23 protein-coding genes are annotated in these 20,993 nt (G+C 40.3%); 4 read left to right on the forward strand and 19 right to left on the reverse strand.

All coding sequences use genetic code 11. The annotated features are described in order from the left end of the window. Nucleotides 1–34: 34 nt before the first annotated feature. The 13 genes from HCJ30_RS10000 to fakB all read right to left on the reverse strand — a co-directional run bounded on the left by HCJ30_RS10000 (nt 35) and on the right by fakB (nt 10,694). On the reverse strand, nt 35–1,525 hold the full coding sequence (locus HCJ30_RS10000; RefSeq protein WP_185392028.1) for a lmo1851 family serine protease: 1,491 nt from the start codon (nt 1,523–1,525) through the stop codon (nt 35–37). A 153-nt stretch (nt 1,526–1,678) separates the two neighbouring features. After that, nucleotides 1,679–1,885 (reverse strand): heavy-metal-associated domain-containing protein, encoded by a 207-nt coding sequence (locus HCJ30_RS10005; RefSeq protein ID WP_185392029.1) that lies wholly within the window; start codon nt 1,883–1,885, stop codon nt 1,679–1,681. A 12-nt stretch (nt 1,886–1,897) separates the two neighbouring features. After that, complete coding sequence (locus HCJ30_RS10010; RefSeq protein ID WP_185392030.1) at nt 1,898–4,111, reverse strand: heavy metal translocating P-type ATPase; 2,214 nt, start codon at nt 4,109–4,111, stop codon at nt 1,898–1,900. 14 nt (nt 4,112–4,125) lie between these two features. Next, a complete protein-coding gene (gene csoR / locus HCJ30_RS10015; RefSeq protein ID WP_185392031.1) occupies nt 4,126–4,419 on the reverse strand; it encodes a copper-sensing transcriptional repressor CsoR in 294 nt (97 codons plus the stop codon). Between the two features lie 125 nt (nt 4,420–4,544). Then, nucleotides 4,545–5,357, reverse strand: coding sequence for a M15 family metallopeptidase (locus HCJ30_RS10020; RefSeq protein ID WP_185392032.1), 813 nt, complete (start codon nt 5,355–5,357; stop codon nt 4,545–4,547). A 57-nt stretch (nt 5,358–5,414) separates the two neighbouring features. Beyond that, the gene (deoD, locus tag HCJ30_RS10025) at nt 5,415–6,116 is read right to left on the reverse strand and encodes a purine-nucleoside phosphorylase (RefSeq protein WP_003723411.1); all 702 of its coding nucleotides are present in this window, start codon (nt 6,114–6,116) and stop codon (nt 5,415–5,417) included. Nucleotides 6,117–6,127: 11 nt separating this feature from the next. Further along, nucleotides 6,128–6,361: a YozE family protein gene (locus tag HCJ30_RS10030; protein WP_003720177.1), complete on the reverse strand. Its 234-nt coding sequence runs from the start codon at nt 6,359–6,361 to the stop codon at nt 6,128–6,130. Nucleotides 6,362–6,423: 62 nt separating this feature from the next. Continuing rightward, entirely contained in the window at nt 6,424–7,329 is a 906-nt protein-coding gene (locus HCJ30_RS10035; protein ID WP_185392033.1) for a Gfo/Idh/MocA family protein, read from the reverse strand. Nucleotides 7,330–7,411: 82 nt separating this feature from the next. After that, complete coding sequence (gene msrB / locus HCJ30_RS10040; protein WP_185392034.1) at nt 7,412–7,849, reverse strand: peptide-methionine (R)-S-oxide reductase MsrB; 438 nt, start codon at nt 7,847–7,849, stop codon at nt 7,412–7,414. Between the two features lie 6 nt (nt 7,850–7,855). Continuing rightward, complete coding sequence (gene msrA, locus HCJ30_RS10045; RefSeq protein ID WP_185392035.1) at nt 7,856–8,389, reverse strand: peptide-methionine (S)-S-oxide reductase MsrA; 534 nt, start codon at nt 8,387–8,389, stop codon at nt 7,856–7,858. 35 nt (nt 8,390–8,424) lie between these two features. Further along, nucleotides 8,425–9,039, reverse strand: coding sequence for a YpmS family protein (locus HCJ30_RS10050; protein WP_185392036.1), 615 nt, complete (start codon nt 9,037–9,039; stop codon nt 8,425–8,427). A 15-nt stretch (nt 9,040–9,054) separates the two neighbouring features. Further along, complete coding sequence (locus tag HCJ30_RS10055; protein ID WP_185392037.1) at nt 9,055–9,840, reverse strand: SGNH/GDSL hydrolase family protein; 786 nt, start codon at nt 9,838–9,840, stop codon at nt 9,055–9,057. 14 nt (nt 9,841–9,854) lie between these two features. Next, a complete protein-coding gene (gene fakB / locus HCJ30_RS10060; RefSeq protein WP_185392038.1) occupies nt 9,855–10,694 on the reverse strand; it encodes a fatty acid kinase binding subunit FakB in 840 nt (279 codons plus the stop codon). A 178-nt stretch (nt 10,695–10,872) separates the two neighbouring features. Here fakB and trhA point away from each other — a divergent pair, with 178 nt between their 5' ends. The 4 genes from trhA (at nt 10,873) to ppdK (ending at nt 15,725) form a co-directional block, all read left to right on the forward strand. Next, nucleotides 10,873–11,505 (forward strand): PAQR family membrane homeostasis protein TrhA, encoded by a 633-nt coding sequence (gene trhA, locus HCJ30_RS10065; protein ID WP_185392039.1) that lies wholly within the window; start codon nt 10,873–10,875, stop codon nt 11,503–11,505. 119 nt (nt 11,506–11,624) lie between these two features. Beyond that, on the forward strand, nt 11,625–12,242 hold the full coding sequence (gene ccpN / locus HCJ30_RS10070; RefSeq protein ID WP_185392040.1) for a transcriptional regulator CcpN: 618 nt from the start codon (nt 11,625–11,627) through the stop codon (nt 12,240–12,242). 12 nt (nt 12,243–12,254) lie between these two features. Further along, the gene (locus HCJ30_RS10075) at nt 12,255–13,067 is read left to right on the forward strand and encodes a pyruvate, water dikinase regulatory protein (protein WP_185392041.1); all 813 of its coding nucleotides are present in this window, start codon (nt 12,255–12,257) and stop codon (nt 13,065–13,067) included. An 18-nt stretch (nt 13,068–13,085) separates the two neighbouring features. Then, a complete protein-coding gene (gene ppdK / locus HCJ30_RS10080; protein WP_185392042.1) occupies nt 13,086–15,725 on the forward strand; it encodes a pyruvate, phosphate dikinase in 2,640 nt (879 codons plus the stop codon). Between the two features lie 43 nt (nt 15,726–15,768). Here ppdK and HCJ30_RS10085 read toward each other — a convergent pair whose 3' ends face one another. From HCJ30_RS10085 to HCJ30_RS10110, 6 genes are all read right to left on the reverse strand, one after another. After that, nucleotides 15,769–16,146, reverse strand: a complete 378-nt coding sequence (locus HCJ30_RS10085; protein ID WP_185392043.1) for a VOC family protein — start codon at nt 16,144–16,146, stop codon at nt 15,769–15,771. A 3-nt stretch (nt 16,147–16,149) separates the two neighbouring features. Next, a complete protein-coding gene (locus tag HCJ30_RS10090) occupies nt 16,150–17,133 on the reverse strand; it encodes an aromatic acid exporter family protein (protein ID WP_185392044.1) in 984 nt (327 codons plus the stop codon). A gap of 93 nt (nt 17,134–17,226) precedes the next feature. Continuing rightward, nucleotides 17,227–17,850 carry a DedA family protein gene (locus tag HCJ30_RS10095; RefSeq protein WP_185392045.1) on the reverse strand — a complete coding sequence of 208 codons (624 nt, stop codon included), beginning with the start codon at nt 17,848–17,850 and terminating at the stop codon, nt 17,227–17,229. Nucleotides 17,851–17,989: 139 nt separating this feature from the next. Further along, on the reverse strand, nt 17,990–19,501 hold the full coding sequence (locus HCJ30_RS10100) for a phosphohexomutase domain-containing protein (protein WP_185392046.1): 1,512 nt from the start codon (nt 19,499–19,501) through the stop codon (nt 17,990–17,992). 68 nt (nt 19,502–19,569) lie between these two features. Next, nucleotides 19,570–20,445 carry a putative RNA methyltransferase gene (locus HCJ30_RS10105; RefSeq protein WP_185392047.1) on the reverse strand — a complete coding sequence of 292 codons (876 nt, stop codon included), beginning with the start codon at nt 20,443–20,445 and terminating at the stop codon, nt 19,570–19,572. A gap of 52 nt (nt 20,446–20,497) precedes the next feature. Then, complete coding sequence (locus HCJ30_RS10110) at nt 20,498–20,980, reverse strand: dihydrofolate reductase (RefSeq protein ID WP_185392048.1); 483 nt, start codon at nt 20,978–20,980, stop codon at nt 20,498–20,500. Between the last annotated feature and the right edge of the window lie 13 nt (nt 20,981–20,993).

Genomic DNA, 20,993 nt, shown 5'->3' on the forward strand with positions numbered 1-20,993 from the left:
TGGCTACCTCCAGTTTTTCAAAAAAGTTGTACGTTTACTTCACCAAGGCTTTTGCTTTTTGTAGTTGTGGATCTGTTTCTTTTAGATGTTTTTGCGTTAATTCGACTAATTTATCGGTTGTAACACCTGTCATAATTCCCGTCACATCTAGTTTGTTTGCTGCTTGGAATCTCTCAACAGCATATTTTGTATCTATATCGTATAAGCCGTCTACTTTTCCAACGTTATAGTCTAGTGCTTTGAGCATGGTTTCGATGGTTCTTACATCATCACCGAAATCGCCATTTTGATAGACTTTTGTGGAGGAAGGAATAGTCATGGTTGCATAATTTGGCATGTTCACAACCACATCTGGCGTAATACCTTTTTCATGAATCCATTCGCTATTTGGCGTTAACCATTTTGCGACTGTTAGTTTTAGTGTCGACTCATCGGATAAAGTGGTCGCTGTTTGGACAGTCCCTTTACCGAATGATTTTGCTCCGACAAGTTTGATGCCGCCAGATTCTTTCGCTGCTGCTGCAAGAATTTCTGAAGCACTTGCGCTCCCACCATCAATAAGCATGGTAGTTGGTACTTTTACTTTATAATCGCCATGTGAGCTACTATCGGCTTTAATGGCTGATTTTTCACCATCTTTCCCTTGTTCTTGTACGACAACTTTGCCATCAGGAACAAACAGGCTAGAAATTGAGACAGCTTGGTCGAGTAACCCACCAGGATTTCCTCGTAAGTCAATCACAAGTCCTTTCATGCCATCTTTTTCAAGGGCTTTGAGTGCTTTTTCTAGCTCGTCATAGGTCGTTTCCGAAAATGTGCTGATGGTGACGTGGGCAATTTTGTCGCTACCCATTTCTTTATAAACTGTTTCGATTGGAATTTCATCACGGGTAATCGTAACATCGAATGGTTTATCTTCATTGGAACGTTGAATCGTAAGCGTTACTTTTGTTCCTTTTTCACCACGAATTTTTTGGGTTGCTTCTGTGGCTGTATCGCCTTTAACAGACTTTCCATCTACTTGTGTAATAATATCTTGCGGACGCAATCCAGCTTTTTCGGCCGGAGAATTTTTGATAGGAGAAACGACTACGATGGCGCCATCTTTTTCTTGAATTTCTGCGCCAATTCCTTCAAAACTAGCAGAAATCGTATCGTTAAATGCCGATGATTCTTTTTTCGACATAAAAGTGGAATAAGGGTCATCGAGCGAATTCACCATACCAGTAATGGCTCCGTCGATCATGTTACTGGATTTTGTATCTTTATAATATTTACTCGTAATTTCGTCATATACGTCATATAGCTTGGTAAATTCTTTTCGTTCTGGAATACTCACTTTTACTTGCTTGTCATCCCCTAAAGACATCACGATGGTTGTCACTAATGCCGTAACAAAGACAAAAGCGAATAATAGCATGATAAATGGGAATAACTTCATTTTTATATAACCATTGCCAGGTTTTGATTTTTGTTCTTCCTTTTTCTCCACTTTGTCTGGTTCGTTTTGTGGGGATTGTTCCATCTTTCTTCACCACTTTCTATGTAAAATGTGGCTACTACTAGCACATTTTATTTAACTCATTTATTTTACCAGTTTTCGGGTCATTTTGGTATCTTTTTTTCATGACATATAAAAAAGGAGAATTCCGCTAAGAATCCTCCTTTTGCTTTTCAATTAAGCGACTTCATATCCTGCTTCTTCTACGGCATCAATAAGCGCATCTTCTGTTACTTGCCCTTTTTCGAATTCAACTGTAGCCGTTCCTTCATCCAACGAAACTACCGCCTTTTTCACGCCACTTACTTCGGATAAAGCTTTTGTTACACGAGCCTCACAGTGCCCACAAGTCATACCTTCTACATTTAAAATTAATTTTTCCATATTTTTCTCCTCCTAGGATTTAAATTTATATCTTTTTAAGCGTAGTGCGTTTGTTACAACTGAAACGGAACTAAATGCCATTGCAAGACCTGCTACCCATGGTGCCAGTAGACCCAGTGCTGCAATCGGAATACCCGCACAGTTATAGGCAAGTGCCCAGAAAAAGTTTTGGCGGATATTGCGCATGGTTGCTTTGGAAAGTTCGATTGTTTCCGGAATCAATGTCAAACGGTGGCTTACGAGTGTTACGTCACCTGTTTCAATTGCGATGTCTGTTCCTGTTCCGATACTAATCCCAATATCGCTTGCTGCAAGGGCCGGGGCATCATTAATACCATCACCAACGAAAGCAACGATATGGCCTTCTTGTTGTAATTTTTCTACTAGAGCACTTTTATCATTTGGCAATTGTTCGGCAAAAAACATATCGGTTCCTAAATCTTTCGCCATATTTTCTACGACAACCGATTGATCACCAGAACAAATTGCTGTTTTGATACCTTGTGCTTGCAGTTTTTGAATAGCTTCTTTTGCTTCTGGTCGTGGCGTGTCAGACAAAGCAAGTGCGCCGGCATAGACGCCATCAATTGCCATCGCTACCACAGTTTTCCCAGCGTGCATCCAGCTTCCAATTAACTCATCTGCTTCTTTTGGAATCGTTGTAAGGGAAGAAATATAGCGATAAGCGCCAAGTTCCACCTTACTTTCATCCAGTGTACCTGTCATCCCATGCCCAGCTTTTGCGCGAATTTTCCCTTGTTTTATTGTGGAAACATCGATATTCTCAGACGATAACATCTTAATAATCGCTTTCGCAATCGGATGCTCTGACTGTTGTTCCATTAAGAATAAATAAGGGAAAAATTGGTCATGTGCTGCTTCTTTATCACTTACTTCTAGTTTACCTTCTGTTAAAGTTCCTGTTTTATCAAAAATGATGGTGTCAACTTTTGATGTTCGTTCTAAATGTTCGCCACCTTTAAATAATATCCCACTTTCGGCGCCTTTGCCAGTTCCGGCCATGATTGCAGTTGGCGTTGCGAGCCCGAGCGCACAGGGACAAGCGATAACTAATACAGCAATTGCGGCTTCGAGTGAGCCATCCACTGTTCCAGTCACAAGATACCAAATAATAAATGTCACGGCAGCAATTCCAAGTACGATTGGAACAAAGATCCCCGAGATTTTATCGGCTAAACGTTGAATTGGCGCTTTAATGCCTTGCGCTTCTTCGACTAAACGAATGATGGATTCTAAAACTGTTTCTTCCATCCGTTTTGTGATTTTTGCTTGGAAAGCCCCGTCAAAGTTAATCGTAGCCCCAATCACAGAATCACCCGGCTTTTTCTCCACTGGCACAGGTTCACCAGTAATCATCGCTTCATCAATGCTAGTTTCCCCGGAAATAATTTCGGCGTCCATCGGTACTTTCTCACCCGGGCGGACTAAGATAATATCGCCAATTTTCAAGGAATCTACTGGTACTAACCATTCTTTTCCTTCCCGAATAACGGTTGCTTCTTTCGCTTGTAGTTCAAGCAGACCCGCGATAGATTCGGTTGTTCTGGAAGTTGCGTACGATTCTAGTAATTTACCTAATAAAATCAACGTAATCAAAACAGCACTTGTTTCAAAATAGTAATGTGGCATCACGTTTGGATCAATCATATGGCGAATATATTCCACCACACTGTAGAAATAAGCAGCCGATGTGCCGAGCGCGACTAATACGTCCATATTCGCGCTTTTGCCTCGAAGTGCCTTATAAGCCCCATCATAAAACCGCCAACCAATATAAAATTGCACAATAGTTGCGAGTACTAATTGGATTGTCGGGTTAATCCAGTTGCCAATCGTTTCCGCAAATGCCATTTCATGGATGTACGGAATATGCGTCACCATCGTAAGCAGTAAAGGTAGTGAAAGTACGGCCGAAAGAATAAAACGTCGCACTTCTTTTTTGAAATTCTTTTCTAAGACGGCATCTTTTTCTTCTTTGGACATTTTTTCCGCTGTATCATATCCGGCATGTTTGACGACTTTAATTAAATCTTCTGTCGATGTCACTTCTGGATCGTAATAAACAGCCGCATTTTCCGTTACTAAGTTAACGTTGGCTTTTTCTACGCCTTCTGCTTTATTTAACGATTTCTCGATTCTCGTAGAACAAGCCGCACAGGTCATTCCAAAAACATTTAAATCTTGTCTTACATATTTATCACTCATCGTATATACCCCCCTCAGGTTTTCGAAAATTGACGTATTGCTTTAAGTAAGTCCTCCATGACGTCTTCTTCCCCATTTTTTGCCGCATCGACAACACAGTGTGCCGTATGATGTTCAAGTACTTGTAAACCAACATTTTTCAGTGCTTTATTCGCTGCTGAAATTTGCACTAAAATATCCGTACAATATCTATCATCCTCTACCATTTGAGCAATACCGCGGATTTGGCCTTCGATACGTCGCAAACGATTTTGAAGTAATTTCGTTTCGTCTTCTTTGCGTGGAACAATTGGTTGATCATGTTTCATCTTTTCTCCTCCTTTGTTTCTACAATTAACAGTATACCCCCTATAGGTATATTATGCAACCATTTAATTTCTACAAACAATAAAAAAAGCCATAAACAAATGATTGTTTATGGCTCAAAAGCTTGCTATTTAGCGGCATCTACTTTCTTTTGAAGTGCCTCAACTTGCTCAAAAAATTCTTCTAAAGTCCAGTTATTTTTGTAAATAATCGTTGCGGCATCTTTGCCAACATAACGATAATGCCACGATTCGTATTGATATTTCGTAATGTCTTCGCGGCCTTTCATATAACGTAGGATAAAACCGTAATTGTGGGCATTTTCCTGTAACCATTTGCCTTCAGGGGTATTTCCGAAAGCTTCTGTCAGTTCATATGATTGGCTTTCTGACGAGATATCCATCGCTAAACCAGTTTGGTGCTCACTTGTGCCTGGGTATGCCACTGCTTCTCTAGCTTTTTGGTCACCTTTAGCATTTACTTCGGCTTGGAATACTTCTTGTTGGCGCTTGTACGAACGATAGCCAGAAACGGCAAATAGTTTCTTTCCATCTTTATTCGCAGCTGCAAACATCTCTTCCAACCCTTTGGCTGCATCTTTTCGCAGTTGTGCTTTTTCGACTTGTTGCTCACCAAATGAGTACGTTACATTCGGACGAACTAAGTCTGGGGGGGTATATGTTGGCTGCAAGGAGAAATCTTTGTTGGCAAGAACCAGCATATTTTCCTCGTTTTCGATATACTTAATCCCATTTTTTTCCGTTAATTTATTTTGCTTATCAAGATACGGATAAAGTGGGTCTTTTTCTAGTTCCGCAAGTGTTTGGTTGCTAGTCGCTTTTTGTTCTACGTTAGCATTTGTGCCCCCGAAAAATTGATCTTCCACCGTGTGCACACAACTAATGCTGATAGCTAAAGCGATTGTTAATAAAGAACTCATTGTGTTTATCAACCTTCCTGTATACATTAAGTCTGCTTCTAAGTTAGTAATTGAATATTATTTAATGGCTGCTTCTAATGCTACAACAATCATATCATTAAAAGTAGTTTGGCGCTCTTCCGCCGATGTTTCTTCCCCAGTAAAAATGTGGTCACTTACTGTTAAAATGGCTAATGCACGACGACCATATTTTTGTGCCAGTGTATAAAGTGCGGCTGCTTCCATTTCGATACCAAGTACGCCGTAATCAGCTAATTGTTGTTTATCTAGTTGGTCATTATAAAAACGATCCGCAGAGAAAACATTACCGACTTTAAGGGATAAGCCTTTTTCGATACCTGCATCATATGCTTTTTTTAGAAGAGAGAAATCGGCTACAGGCGCAAAATCTACTCCTGCAAAAGTATTGCGGTTGATTTGTGAATCTGTCGAAGCCGCTTGCGCAATAACAACATCACGAACTTTCACGTCTGCTTGAATGCCACCCATTGTACCAACGCGAATCAAGTTTTTCACATCATAGCTTTGAATTAATTCATTGACATAAATCGAAATAGATGGAATTCCCATCCCAGTTCCCATGACAGAAACTTTTTCGCCTTTATATGTACCGGTAAATCCTAGCATTCCTCGCACTTGGTTGAATAAAACGACATCTTCCAAAAATGTTTCCGCAATGTACTTCGCTCTTAGCGGATCTCCTGGTAATAAAATAGTTTCTGCAATTTCCCCTTGTTTTGCTTCGATATGTACGCTCATCTTTTTTCCTCCTAGTGTTTGTTTTTCTCTTCATCTAGCAAATAAGCATCCCAAAGTTCATCGAAAATAGACATTCCCGGCAAATATGGCGCATTAAACTCCAGATAATCACAAAGAATATGGTAATTTCTCGTTTGCTTTGGAAAACTATGATCTCGGTATGCATTGTTGGCAAATTCCGTTTTCTGATCTGTTAGTTTCGGGTCCCGATATGTCATTAAAAAATGATAAAATGATCTTCCCAACGTACAACACACTCCGCTCTTTTTATGCTTTAACTATAGTTGATTTCCTGAAAAAAATAAAGTTAATTTTCTAGTTTACGTAGAATTTCTTCTGCAAGTCGGTGCGTTTCCAGTGCATCTTCCTTAGAAATTGGCGCTTTTTCACCATTTCGCACAGCTGTTAAAAAGGCTTGAATAATCGATACAAAACCTCTTTTATACAAGGTTGTCTCCCAGTCGCCAAAACGCTCAAAACGTTCTGTCGTGCCTTCATAAATATGCGTTTCTGTGACATTTTCAACTTCGTATTTGGCGTTAGGTGTCATTACTGCTAAGCGTTCTTCATTTACGCCGCTATCGCGATTCATGATGGCAGTCGCCACTTTACCTCCCGCTGTAATTTGCACGGTTACACTTGCTAGCAGCTCCTCTTGCCACACCGGAAAGACGTTTAATTGTTCGATTTCGGCATCTAGTAAAAATCGTACAGTATCAATGACATGAATAAAATCGTCATAAATAAATGTGCGCGGCTCACCTGGTTGCGATGCGCGATTTTTTTGCATAATAATCATATTGGTATCTGTTAATGCTTTTAATTCTTGGTATTTTGGCGCGTAACGGCGGTTAAAACCAGTCATTAATAGCGTATTTTGCTCTTTTGCTAGGCGCGTTAATTCTTCTACTTCTGCTAAATTATCGGCAATCGGTTTATCGACATATACCGGAATATGATGCGATAAGAAAGTCCGAATAACTTCTGGATGGCTTGCCGTAGAGGAATGAACAAATGCGGCATTCACGCCAGATTCAATCATCGAATGAATGCTTTGATGATAATGATCAAAACGATATTTCTCACTTAAATGTTTCAACTTCTGCGCATCCCTCGTATAAAGATGCACCTCGATGTTTTCCATTTCTGCAAAAACTGGCAAATAGGCTTTTTGTGCGATGCCGCCAAGACCTACAACTGCTACTTTTAACATGTATATCGCTCCTTTTCATAACAATGCCAGAGAATGATTTCGCGATATTATTCTGCGCATTTCATTTTCTGGCATCATTTGTTTATTCAAAGATTTTCTTATATGCTTGGTAGCCTTCTTCTTCCAGTTTATCCACAGGAATGAATCTAAGCGCCGCAGAATTGATGCAGTAGCGAAGTCCACCTTTATCTTGTGGTCCATCTGGAAAAACATGCCCTAAATGGGAATCGGCATAGGCGGACTTCACTTCGGTCCGAATCATGCCGTGGGTTAAATCTCGATGTTCGATAACTTCTGCTTCGTCAATTGGCTTAGTAAAACTCGGCCAACCACAGCCAGCATCATACTGGTCATTGGATGAAAAAAGAGGCTTTCCTGAAACGATATCTACATAAATACCTTTCGCCTCATTATCATAAAATTCATTTTGAAATGGGCGTTCAGTACCCGCTTTTTGGGTCACATTATATTGTATATCTGTAAGTTGTTGAAGGCGCTCGTTCTTTTTACTTTCATCCATTTGACTTCACCCTTTCCAGTTGGCATCTATGAATGCAGCACGACCGGAAGCAACTTGATAACCTTCATAGTGTGCTTTTTCTTTTTTGTAGAAATCTTGGTGATATTCTTCTGCTGGATAAAATGTTTCTGCTTTGGCAATTTCTGTCACAATCGGCTTTTTGAATCTGCCACTTGCATCCAGAGCCGCTTTTGATTTTTCAGCGATTTCCTTTTGTTCTTCATTGTGGTAAAAAATAACTGGTCGATACGAATCGCCGCGGTCAACAAATTGGCCTGCCGCATCAGTCGGATCTGTTTGTTGCCAATATACTTCGACTAGTTTTTCATATGGAAAAACTACCGGATCAAATGTGATTTGGATTGCTTCTGTATGTCCTGTTGTCCCGCTGCAAACTTCTTTATAGGTTGGATTAACCGTATGACCGCCTGTATAACCCGAAACAACTTTTTCAATTCCCGGTTGCGTATCAAAAGGTTTGACCATACACCAAAAGCATCCTCCAGCAAATGTTGCTATTTCAAATGATTCTTTTGTCATAAAAATGCCCCCTAACTAGGATTCAGCCAGCCAAATTACTTAACTGGTACTAAAAGTGTAAACGAAATATCGTCTTTCTTCAAATTTAGCGTATCGGCGCGTACTTTTGTATCACCTTGGAGTTTTAATTTATCTAATGATAGATAGATTTTTTCTTTTTTAGGGATGATTGTCACCCAATCTGGGAATTTAAAGTTTTTATTTACATAGTTCATTACGTAGGATACAGGTAGCGGTAAAGCGCCTGCAGACATGTCTTTAAGCGTTAATTCTACATTACCATTATCGACTACTTTCGGTGAGAATTTCAGATGAAGCTCCACTGGTTCGCCGAAAATTTTTGCTTCTGCTGTGAAGTTAACGTTATCTGCTACGAATACTTTATAGCCGATTTCCTGATCTTTACTAAAATCTTCTATATAGGAACTAATCAATTGGTTTAAATCTGCTTTGGTTGTGCTCGTTTGAAATTCAACTGTTGATTTATTGCTAATAAGGGTTGGCGTTGGTTCTTCTTGTGGACTGAGTTTGAACACTGCTACATAAATCCAACCAGCGGAAAGAAGTAACAACGTGATTAAAGTAATACAAATCCATTTCCAATAATTGCGTTTTGGTTTTTTGGGAGCCGATCGTGTTTCTCTCTGCACGATTTTAACACCTTTCTATTTGGGAATATTGCCATCGTTTAATTGTTTTACAATGGCTTTGTCTAATTCCGCCGTCATTTTTTCATACCCTTTATGATTAGGATGGAAATAATCATCTGACAGGAGCGGATTAGGCTTATCTTTACTTGCTTCATTACGATCTTCTATCACAGTGGCAATTGGTACAAAATAGGCATTACTGTCTTTGGCGATAGTCTTTTTAGACGCATCGTTCCAATCTGTAATTACCTCATCAAATTGTTTAATGTGCCCGAAGTAAGTCGTATATGGATTATAAATGCCCATTAAGAAAATTGCTGCATCATCGTTGTAGGAGCGAATATCTTTAAGAAGTGTTTCTAACTCTTGTTGGAATTCTTTATTGGCTTCTGTAAAATCATCCACGTCGACCTTTAAAAGACGCGATTGCAAAATAGCCATCACATCATTTCCACCAATGGTAATCGTGATAACATTCGCTTTTTTGACGTCTTCTTGAAACTTTTCGTTTGTTTTTAAACGTTTTTCTAATTGACCGATTTTATTTCCAGATACGCCGTAATTACTCGTTTTTACGCTGGGAACATTAGGCTCTTCTTCTAGTTTTTCTGGAATAATCCCAACATAGCCGCCTGCTTTGTTTTCATCACCGACGCCTTCTGTTAAAGAGTCCCCCATCGCCACTAGGTTAATTGGGATTTCTTTGGATGCTTTATAATACTTGATACCAAAAACTGCGCCAACTAGAAGCGCGATAACGAGTACGCTTCCAGTCAGCCACAGCCATTTTTTCTTTGTCATATGCAATCACTCACTTAGTCAGTATAGTACATAAATGCAAACGCGCCTGTTCCCGCATGTGTGGAGATGACTGGGTCTGCAAAAAATAGTGGAATTTCTGTTAAACCGGTAATTTCTTTTGATTCGGCGATAAAATCATCTGCTAGATTCAGTCCATTTGCATGAACGACGTCTAGCTGTTGGATTTTTTTCGGCTCCTCTTTAATTAAATTCAAACAATATTGTAGTACTTTTTTGTTGCTGCGGACTTTGGTTTCTTCTTCCAGTTGTCCGTCAGTTAGTTTAGCAATTAATTTGATATTTAAAAGGCTGCCTAGGAAACCTTGCATTCGGCCAACACGACCACCTTTAATTAAATTATCGAGTGTTACGACAACGATATATAATTTTGTTTTGTCACGAATATCATTGATTTTGGCATGGATTTCTTCCACGGAAAAATCACCTGATTGTGCCATTTCTGCTGCTTTTAATACTTGGAAAGCTTGACCGCGCGCTGTATAATCGCAGTCAACTACAGTGATGTTACCCTCTACCATGTCAGCTGCTTGGCGAGCTGCATTAACGGTTCCACTCAGTTTTTCAGTTAGGTGGATAGAAAGGATTTCATAGCCTTCTGCTGTATATTTTTCATAGGCTTCTACAAAAGAACCAATCGCGGGTTGAGAAGATTTCGGTAATTCTTTTGTTTCTGCCATTCGCACCATGAATTCTTCTGGTGTAATGTCTGTTTTCGGGTTATAAATTTTCCCATCGATTTCTACTGTTAAGTATAAAACATCAATATTCCATTTTGCTGCTTCTTCTAATGTTAGTCCAGCAGTTGAGTCTGTGATAATTTTTATTTTCCTCATATAGCCACATCCATTTTTGCTTATTTTATCTTATTATAACATTCCCGGCGGTATACACAACCTATAAACTAGTTTTAAGAAAAGAGAAAGAAATGGTATTTATCTTTCTATTCTTATTTTTTTAGCGTATGATAGACCTATACTCATCACAAAATTTATAGAAAAGTATGGTGATAAAATGAATGTTACTTCTTACAATTGGAAAGAAGAACTTGCGAATGCGATTACGCACGGGATTGGATTTATCCTTAGTATCCCCGCGCTCGTCTTACTTATAATATTCGCCGCCGGGAAAGATAATCCTCTTTATTTAACGAGTTTTTTAATTTATGGTATTTCACTGATGTTGCTTTATATTTGTTCGACTTTGCTTCATAGCTTTAAACCTTGCAAGGCCCGAACTGTTTTTAATATTATGGATCATGCGGCAATCTATGTGTTGATTGCTGGTAGTTACACGCCGTTTGTGTTGATTACGATTCAAGGTACACTCGGTTGGACACTGTTTGGTGTTATCTGGGGGCTCGCGATTGCTGGGATTATTTATAAAATATTTATGACTGGTAAATTAAAATTGTTGTCGACCATTGTCTATTTACTCATGGGCTGGATGGTGATGTTTGCGATTAAGCCGCTTTATGCCGGACTAACACCAACTGGCTTTTGGCTCCTCGCAACTGGTGGTATCATGTTTACTGTAGGCGCGATTTTTTACAGTATTCCACGCGTTCCTTATATGCACGCAATTTGGCATGTATTTGTCATTGCGGGAACAGCTTTTATGTATTTCTGTATTTTATTTTATGTCTAAATAACGCTTTTAAAACCTTCTCGAACGTGAGGAGGTTTTTTTATATAGTATGACATAAATAAGACTTGTTTTTAATTATGTCATACTATATAATGATTAGCATAACATAATAAAAGGATGTGATTCCCATCGAACTTTCTCCTAGACAACACCAGATTGTTGCCTATGTTCGCGCGAATGAGCCCGCCACTGGTGACTCAATCGCCGCCCATTTAAAATTAACACGAGCTACCATTCGAGCTGACTTATCTATTTTGACGATGACGGGAATTTTAGACGCTCGTCCGAAAGTTGGCTACTTTTATTCTGGCTTAGAAAATAATCCGATTCATTTTGATGAAATTCGCCAGTTAAAAGTAGCAGATATTATGACCCAACCATTTTTCGCGAAAAAAGAAACAAGTGTGTATGATGCAATTGTCATGCTATTCATGGAAGATATCGGTAGTTTATACGTTGTCGATGAAGACCAATTAGTTGGACTTGTCTCAAGGAAAGACTTGTTAAAAGGTGCGCTTGCTGATGCGGATACGAAAGCCACTCCGATTGCGACCATTATGACCCGCATGCCAAACCTAATCACTGTTACAAAAAATGATAACGTCTTGCACGCTGCAGAACAACTCGTTTTCCATCAAATCGATTCGCTTCCTGTTCTCGAAAATACAAAAGTCGTTGGAAAAATTTCAAAAACACGTATCACGGCACTTTTTGTTGATACGATAAAAAAGGTTTAATAGGAGGAAAATATGGAAAATCCGGTTATTATATACGTTATTTCAGATGCTATCGGTGAAACTGCTCAACACATTATTCGCGCGGTGACTGCGCAGTTTTCACTTACTAAGCCTGCCGATATTCGACGTCATGCATTTATTCGCGATGAAAGCGCTTTACTCGAAACGTTGCAAGAAGCAAAAGCAGCAGACGGAATTGTTGTTCAAACGCTCGTACAATCTGCTTTAGCCGAATATGCAACTGACTTTTGCGCGAAAAACCACATTCCTAACGTAGATTTATTACATACGCTAACTACAGCTGTAGAAGCAAAAACTGGCTTAAAATCCAAACAAGATCCCGGCAATATGCGCCGACTTGATAGCAATTATTTTGACCGCATCGCCGCGATTGAATTCGCCGTTAAATATGATGATTGCAAGGATCCCCGTGGCCTATTAGATGCGGATATCGTCCTCGTTGGAGTTTCCAGAACGAGTAAAACACCACTGAGTAGCTTTCTTGCCAATCAAAACTGGAAAGTCGCTAACGTCCCGCTTGTTCCTGAAATCCCAATACCCGACGAACTTTTTCAAATTCCTAGCGACCGAATTATCGGCTTAACAACAACGCCAGAAAAACTAGCGCAAATTCGTAAAGTCCGTTTAAAATCAATTGGTTTAGATGAAGCAAGTAGCTATTCCAGCGAAAAACGTATTTTAGAAGAATTAGAATATGGTTACGACACCTTTAAAAAGCTCGGCTCTCAAGTAATCCATGTAGAAGACAAAGCCATTGAGGAAACCGCCGCACTAATCACGGAAATTATCACGAGTTACCATTAATTAGAAGAGGTGAATAATGTGAGAAAATTTGTCTATCAGTTCAGTGAAGGTTCTAAAGAAATGAAAAATCTTTTAGGAGGAAAAGGGGCAAATTTGGCAGAAATGACGAATATTGGCTTACCCGTCCCTCCTGGTTTTATTATCTCAACCGATGCTTGTAATGATTATACGGCTAATAATAAACATCTTTCCGAAGCAATTTTTGAAGAAGTGAAAATTCATTTGGCGCAACTCGAAAAGCAAACTGGAAAAATTTTTGGATTCGCGGAAAATCCCCTACTCGTTTCGGTTCGCTCTGGTGCACCTTTTTCAATGCCGGGGATGATGGTTACGGTATTAAACCTTGGCTTAAATGATCAAGCTGCGAACGGACTAGCTGCTCTAACTGGGGATGCTCGTTCGGCATTTGATTCCTATCGCCGCTTTATTCAAATGTTCGGTGATGTGGTTTTTGAAATTCCGAGCTACCAATTTGAACAGGCGCTTACTCAGATGAAAAAAACAAAGGATTATCGCTTAGATACAGAACTAACTGCGGATGATTTAAGCGAACTGATAGCTACTTACAAACTGATTTTCCGGCAAGCGACTGGGAAAGATTTTCCGCAAGTGCCACTGGAACAGCTGCGACTGGCGATTATCGCTGTTTTTGATTCGTGGATGAACCCGCGGGCAGTTATTTACCGGAGATTGCATGATATTGATGCTAGTTTTGGCACAGCGGTGAATATTCAAGCGATGGTTTTTGGTAATACAGGCGAAACTAGTGGTACCGGGATTACGTTCACGCGCAATCCATCAACTGGTGAAAAAGAAGTTTTTGGTGAATTTTTGCTTAATGCACAAGGCGAAGATGTGGTTGCTGGCATTCGCACTCCTGAACCGATAACTGCGCTAGAAGAAAGAATGCCCGCCGTTTATGAAGAACTGCTTCATACGTGCGAACTTCTCGAAAACCATTATTTAGATATGCAAGATATTGAATTCACGATTGAAAAAGGTAAACTCTATGTCCTACAAACAAGAAGCGGCAAGCGCACAGCCAAAGCGGCTATTCAAACAGCGGTCGATTTTGTTCATGAAGGAAAAATTACTCGTGAAGAAGCCATTATGCGTGTAGAAACTAAACAACTGCATCAATTACTTCATCCAGCCTTTCATGAAAGCGCTCTTAAAAACGGCCAAATCATCGCAACCGGTTTACCTGCAAGTCCCGGTGCCGCAACAGGTCAAATTTTCTTTGAAGCAAAAGAAGCAGTTCAAGCAGCCGAGCATGGGATGTCAGTTATTTTAGTTCGTAATGAGACTTCTCCTGAAGATATTGAAGGCATGGCACGCAGCAACGCTATTTTAACTGCTCATGGTGGGATGACTTCTCACGCAGCTGTTGTAGCACGGGGTATGGGAAAATGTTGTATTGCTGGATGTGCTGAACTAACTATTAATGAAAAAGAAAAAACTATCATCCTCGCAACTGGTGAAACGCTTCATGAAGGTGATTTTCTTTCGCTTGATGGCAGTTCTGGTAACGTGTATCTTGGTGAAATCGCGCTTACAGAAGCTTCGATTGGCGGGCATTTTGACGAGTTAATGGCATGGGCTGATGAGGAGAAACGACTGATGATTCGCGTCAATGCTGATACGCCGACTGATTTTAAAAAGGCGCTTTCGTTTGGCGCAGAAGGTATTGGCCTGTGTCGCACCGAGCATATGTTTTTTGATGAAAAACGGATTCCTTATATGCGACAAATGATTTTAGCAGAATCGTTACAAGAGCGCGAGTCCGTTTTAGCCACTTTAAAAGAAATGCAAAAAATGGATTTCAGCGAATTATTCCGCATAGCAAATGGACGCGCGGTGAATATTCGCCTGCTTGATCCGCCACTACATGAATTTTTACCGAAAACGAACCGTGAAATCGAGCAATTAGCGAGTGCGATGAATCGAACGGTGTCGCAACTAACGAAACGTATTCAAGCACTTGCCGAGTCCAATCCAATGCTTGGTCACCGTGGTTGTCGGCTTTCTATCACTTTCCCAGAAATTTACCGAATGCAAGCAGAAGCAATTATGGAAAGTGCCGTTATCGTTCATGATGAAGGAATCGACGTTCACCCGGAAATTATGATTCCGCTAATCGCGACGAAAAGCGAACTCAGCTATATTAAATCTGAATTGAAACAAGCGATTCATGCCATTTTTGATAAAGAACGCGTGGTACTCCCGTATGATATTGGTACAATGATTGAAATCCCGCGTGCTTGTGTGACCGCGGACGAAATCGCCGAAGAAGCGCAGTTTTTCAGCTTTGGAACGAATGATTTAACGCAACTAACATATGGTTTTTCGCGCGATGACGCTACTAAATTCTTAGCCGATTATTACGAAAAAGATATTTTGCCAAAAGATCCATTTGTTACGATTGATAAAGCTGGGGTTGGTGCACTCGTTGAGATGGCGGTGACTCGCGGCCGGATGACTTCGGAACATTTAAAAATGGGCGTTTGCGGCGAACATGGCGGCGATCCAGAGTCCATCCATTTCTTCCATCAGTTAGGATTGACGTATGTATCTTGTTCTCCGTATCGTGTTCCAATTGCGCGACTAGCAGCAGCTCAGGCAGCATTATCCGAAAGACAATTAGTCCCTACTATATAAAAAAATCCAGATGGCAGCCGCATGGACTGTCATCTGGATTTTTTTATTTTTCGCAAATCGCAAAGTAATTCCCCTCGTTATCCGCAAAATTGAAGACCCGCCCTATCGGTAAGTCCACTAAGTCGCCAACCGTAATCCCTCTCTTTTTATAAGTTTCATATAGTTCCGCAACATTCGTTCCAAATAGTAAAATCGACGGTGTGCCAAGATTCATATCTGGATTCATTTCCGCGACTTTCTTTTTATTTTGTAGGACAAAGCTAGTTTCTAATCCTGTTGTTGGCGCGATTTCAATCCACTGAATCTCGCCATTTACAATCTCTTCCGCTACGACAACAAAATCCAACTTTTCTACCCAAAAATCTCGCACAGCGGCTTGATTTTCCACGTATAACATTACTTGGCCAATTTTTTCAATCATCGTTCATCGTCCCCTCGTCATTTCTTTTTCCTTCAAACCAAACTCCGCATAAAAGTCGCGCTTCATTTCTAATAAATAGCGCAAATCATTCATAAATTGGAATAAAATCGCTCTATTTTCAAATTCTGCCCGTGTTTCTGGGAGTTTGCTGCTTCGAAATTCATGCACCATCGTTGTAATTTCTACCACTAAATCTTCTGCCGTATTATGCTCATCTAGCGTCTGGGCTGTTTTCTCGGTGATTTCTGCTAACGCCAGACTTTGTTCCGAAGAGTGATCAAACGCGATTAAATGTCGTTTCATTTGTGTCAAAATCCGGTACTGAACAAGCCGCATGTCTACGTACTGCGAATAATAATGGGATGAAGCAAAAAACTGATTATCTAAGTTTCGCGCTGCTTTTTCTTGTGCATAGTCTAATGTACCCTTTAATTGGTGTAATAAGCCAAATTCATCGTGATATTCCGATTGATTCCGAAGTCCTTGCGTCATTTCCGTTAAAATTTGGCGCATAATCGCTTCGATTTTTTGTTGACTGCGTTTTATTTCGTCTTCCATTTTCGGCATGTATAAATTTAAAATAATTGCAATACCCGCGCCGACCGCCATGAGTAACAGTTCATTTTTAAACCAAAAGAAGGATAGCGATTGTTCTAATAAAATGTGTGATACGAGTACGGAGCTAACAACAATCCCGTCCGCAACATGTAGTTTCACAGCAAGTGGAATAAAAATCAGTAAATAAAGTCCAAAACTCACTGCATTATAGCCGATGAGCATGAAAAATACAGCGGCAATCGAGAGCGCCAAAACGGTCGAATAAACCCGCTGAATAGCTAATTGTAAAGAGCCTTTTTTCGTATTTTGCACACTTAAAATGGCGATAATCCCTGCCGAAACAGCATATTCCAAATGTAACCATTCCGCTAAAATAATCGCCAGTGTTGCTGCAATCGCGGTTTTCACCGTTCGCATTCCAATTCGCATATGTTCTGTCCCCTTTCTATGTCCAACTTATCATAGCACGAAAGCGAAAATCGCAAAAGAAAAACCTTGAAGATTGCTCCTCAAGGTTATACATTATTCTTCATCAAGTGTTTTTTTGAAACGCGCCCGGAAAAAGAAACCTAGCCCGACAACGACAAGTATCGCAATAACACTATAAATAATTGTCGAAAAACTATCCATAAATACAACTATTTCATTCCAAGATTCACCAAGCAAGGCGCCAAGTCCAATTAAAACCGTATTCCAAAGCAAACTTCCCGCCGTCGTCAACACTAAAAACCGCGACATTTTCATCTTTGTCATCCCAGCTGGAATCGAAATCAAGCTTCGTATCAACGGAATCATCCGACATAAAAACACTGCCCAACTACCATATTTCAAAAAGAAACTTTCCGCGCGTTCAATATCCGATGCTTTCAAACGCAAAATCCGGCCGTGTTTTAATACAATTTTTGTCAGTCGTTCTTTGCCAAAATACGAGGCTACTTTATAAAGTAAAATAGCGCCGACAACCGAACCAAGTGTTGCTACAATAATCACCATCACCACATTTAGCGATGAAACAGTCGTCATAAATCCACCAAAAGTTAAGATAATCTCAGAGGGAATCGGCGGAAACAAGTTCTCAACCATAATTAATAAAAAAATGCCTATATAGCCAAAATCAGCCATAATACTTGTAATCCAAGTTTCCAAAAAACACACTCCTGTACTTTATTTCCCTTTTAAAGTAAGTGCTTGCTTTTTAAGTCTACTATATTCGCTCGATTTTTTCAATTGATTTGGTGAAAAGAAAAAGAACTTGGTAGCTAATACATACCAAGTTCTCCCGTTTTTACATTTTTAAATCGGCTTTACTCGCGAAAAATTCTGCTAAGCGGTCTTTCACTTTTTGAATACCGCCAGCTTCATCGCTTTCTAAATTCATTGGCATGACAGGCTCATGTAAGCTCATGCGCAGCAAGAACCAACCTTCGCCAAGCGCGCCGCTCGTATTTACACGAATGCCCTCTTGGTTCACGGGTTCTACTGCCATATCCGCATCCGCCTCTACAAACGCCAGAAAATCAGCCAGTACTTCTTTTCCGTAGCCTTTAAAATCAGGCGCTGTAATGCTCAAACGAATTTCTTCGCTTTCTGCTGGTTCTTTTAAGTCCGCAATTAAATCGGGCAAATCTTGACCATTTTTACGTAAAGTTGCATACGTCATTAAAATTTTAGCAATTAAATAAGCACCATCATCTAAGAAATAATTTTCTTTCAATGCCGCATGTCCACTAACTTCGATGGCGATTTCAGACGCTGTTCCGCTCGCATTCAGGCGCAGCGCTTCATTGATAACGTTACGATAACCACGTTTAAAACGATGCTGCTTACCACCTTTTGCTTCAATAAATGCTTGTAAATGACCCGATGTTGTCGAGTCAGTAACAATTGTCGTCCCAGGTTTTTCTTCTAAAATAATGCTCGATATTACAGCAATTAACGGGTTGCGATTTAAACTTTCGCCATTTTTATCCATAATCGCCGCACGATCCACATCTGTATCAAAAATCACGCCTAAATCCGCCCCGCTAGCAAGTACCGCTTTTTTCAAGCTCGCCATCGCTTCTTCGTTGTCGGGATTCGGAATATGATTCGGGAAATTTCCGTCCGGATCTAAAAACTGACTACCCGAAATATCTGCGCCAAGCTCCGCCAATACTTTTTCAGCAAAAAAGCCGCCCGCGCCATTACCAGCATCCACAATAATATGGCTGCCTTGTAACGGTTTCATTTGATCAGCTGCATCCGTGATTCCCGCTCTGATTTTAGCTGTTAAATCTGCTGCATATGTAGAAAGCAAGTCTTGTTTTGTCACTTTACCGGAGTTTCCGCCGTTTTCTAGGAAAGATTTATCTGCATGTGCCACGATATAATCAATATCCTCGTGTTCCGCCCCACCAGATTTCGTAAATAATTTTAACCCATTATACATAAAAGGCAAGTGGCTCGCAGTGATCATAATGCCGGCATCGCAGTTGTAGTCCTCATATTGAGTTGCCATAAACATCGCTGGCGTCGTTGCAAGACCTACATCCACCACATCGATATCCGCAAAAGCGAGACCTTTTATGAGTGCCGCTTTTAATCGTTCCGCTGAAAGTCTGCTATCATGACCTATTGCCACTTTTGCCCGACCTTCCACTTGTTTTTCCTCTTTTAGCCATTTCGCAAATCCATAAGCAATCTTTTCTACACGTTCATCTGTTAGCGTAATCTGATACTTTTCCGTGGCAATCGCTATTCCACGTATGTCTGATCCGTTTTGCAGTGCTTCTAACGCTTTCGTTTCTGATTGATTCATGTCATTCCTCCAGCTTCTGTATTTTTCCCCTTCATTATAGCTTATATTGCGCATAATTCACATAGTTTTTACAAAAGATTTGTTTTTTTCGCAATCATAATTTGCAAATCGACAGTTAAATCTTCTGGCGGATTAGCTAACAATTCGCTTTTTTTATCCGCTGCAATATGCCAACCAAGTGGCGTCATTTCCAGAAAATCTGCAAATAGCTCTTTGGCGATTGGCGCTTTATAAGTGACACGCTCGACATGCTCCACTGTTAATTTTTCTGCCAGCCGTGATGTAACCGATTCATTCGAATAACTGCTTTTCTCATCTACATAAATAAATTCGCGCAATTCCCGTAAATAATTCGCCTCAGGAACAACCTTTAGCAAAAAGCCATCCGTTTTTAGCAGTCGTTTAAATTCCTCATAATTCGAAGGCGATAAAATATTTAAAAGGACATCTGCGCTCTCTGCTTTGTTCGGACAATTGGCTAAATCAGCTACCGTCCAAACAATCCCTGGATAGTCGCGCGCCGCCTGTTTGACGCCTTCTTTAGCAATATCGAGTCCCGCAGCATGCACTTCACGACCAGTTGCTTGCAGTTCCGAAACTACTCGCGCTAAATGACTTCCTTCACCACAGCCAGCATCATAAATAACGATATTTTCTTTGTTCGTATCGGCAATCATTTCCGTAACCCGCTTGATTAATTTTCCAAAAAAGCCGCTCGCAATGACTTTTTTACGCGACTCGAATAAAGCCTGATCGTATTTTGTTTTATGCGCTTGCTTCAGCAAATTTAAGTAACCGGGTTTAGCAATATCAAACCCGTGACGTTCCGGACATACAAACGAATTCGGCTCTTGAAACGTCAATTCCCCGCCGCAAATCGGACATGCTAACAGCGCCATATTCTCTTTTATCGCCAGTTTATTTATCTCCATTTTAGATAACACGTCAGCTTCACTCCACTCGAAAAACGTTGCCCGCATTCAGGCAACGTTTCTATTAATTTCTTTCATACGTATAAAAAGTATAATTATACTTATTTTTTTCATCTTTTTCATGGGCTTCTTTCGCAACTTCCGAAAAATTCTCCCAGTCTACTTCAGGAAACGCCGTATCTGCATCAAATTCTGCATCAATTTTTGTGACAATCAACTGATCCGCCACATCCATAAATAAACGATAAATTTCCGCGCCACCAACGACATAAATCGGTTCGCCCGTCTTAGCAAGCGCCAAAACCTCATCACGCGAATGCAAGATTTCCGCATCATCTAACTGTAATGCTTTATCCCGCGTTAACACAATCGTCTTCCTATTCGGCAATGCTTTCCCTAGAGATTCATAGGTTTTCCGTCCCATAACAAGCGTTTTTCCAGTTGTCGTTCTTTTGAAAAATTGCAAATCGCCCGGTAAGTGCCACGGCATTTTGTTGTCTTTGCCAATGTTGCCAGCGCGGTCTTGTGCCCAAACAAAAATGATCATCCAAGAAAACCTC

This window comes from Listeria cossartiae subsp. cossartiae, from assembly GCF_014224155.1.
Lineage (GTDB): Bacteria > Bacillota > Bacilli > Lactobacillales > Listeriaceae > Listeria > Listeria cossartiae.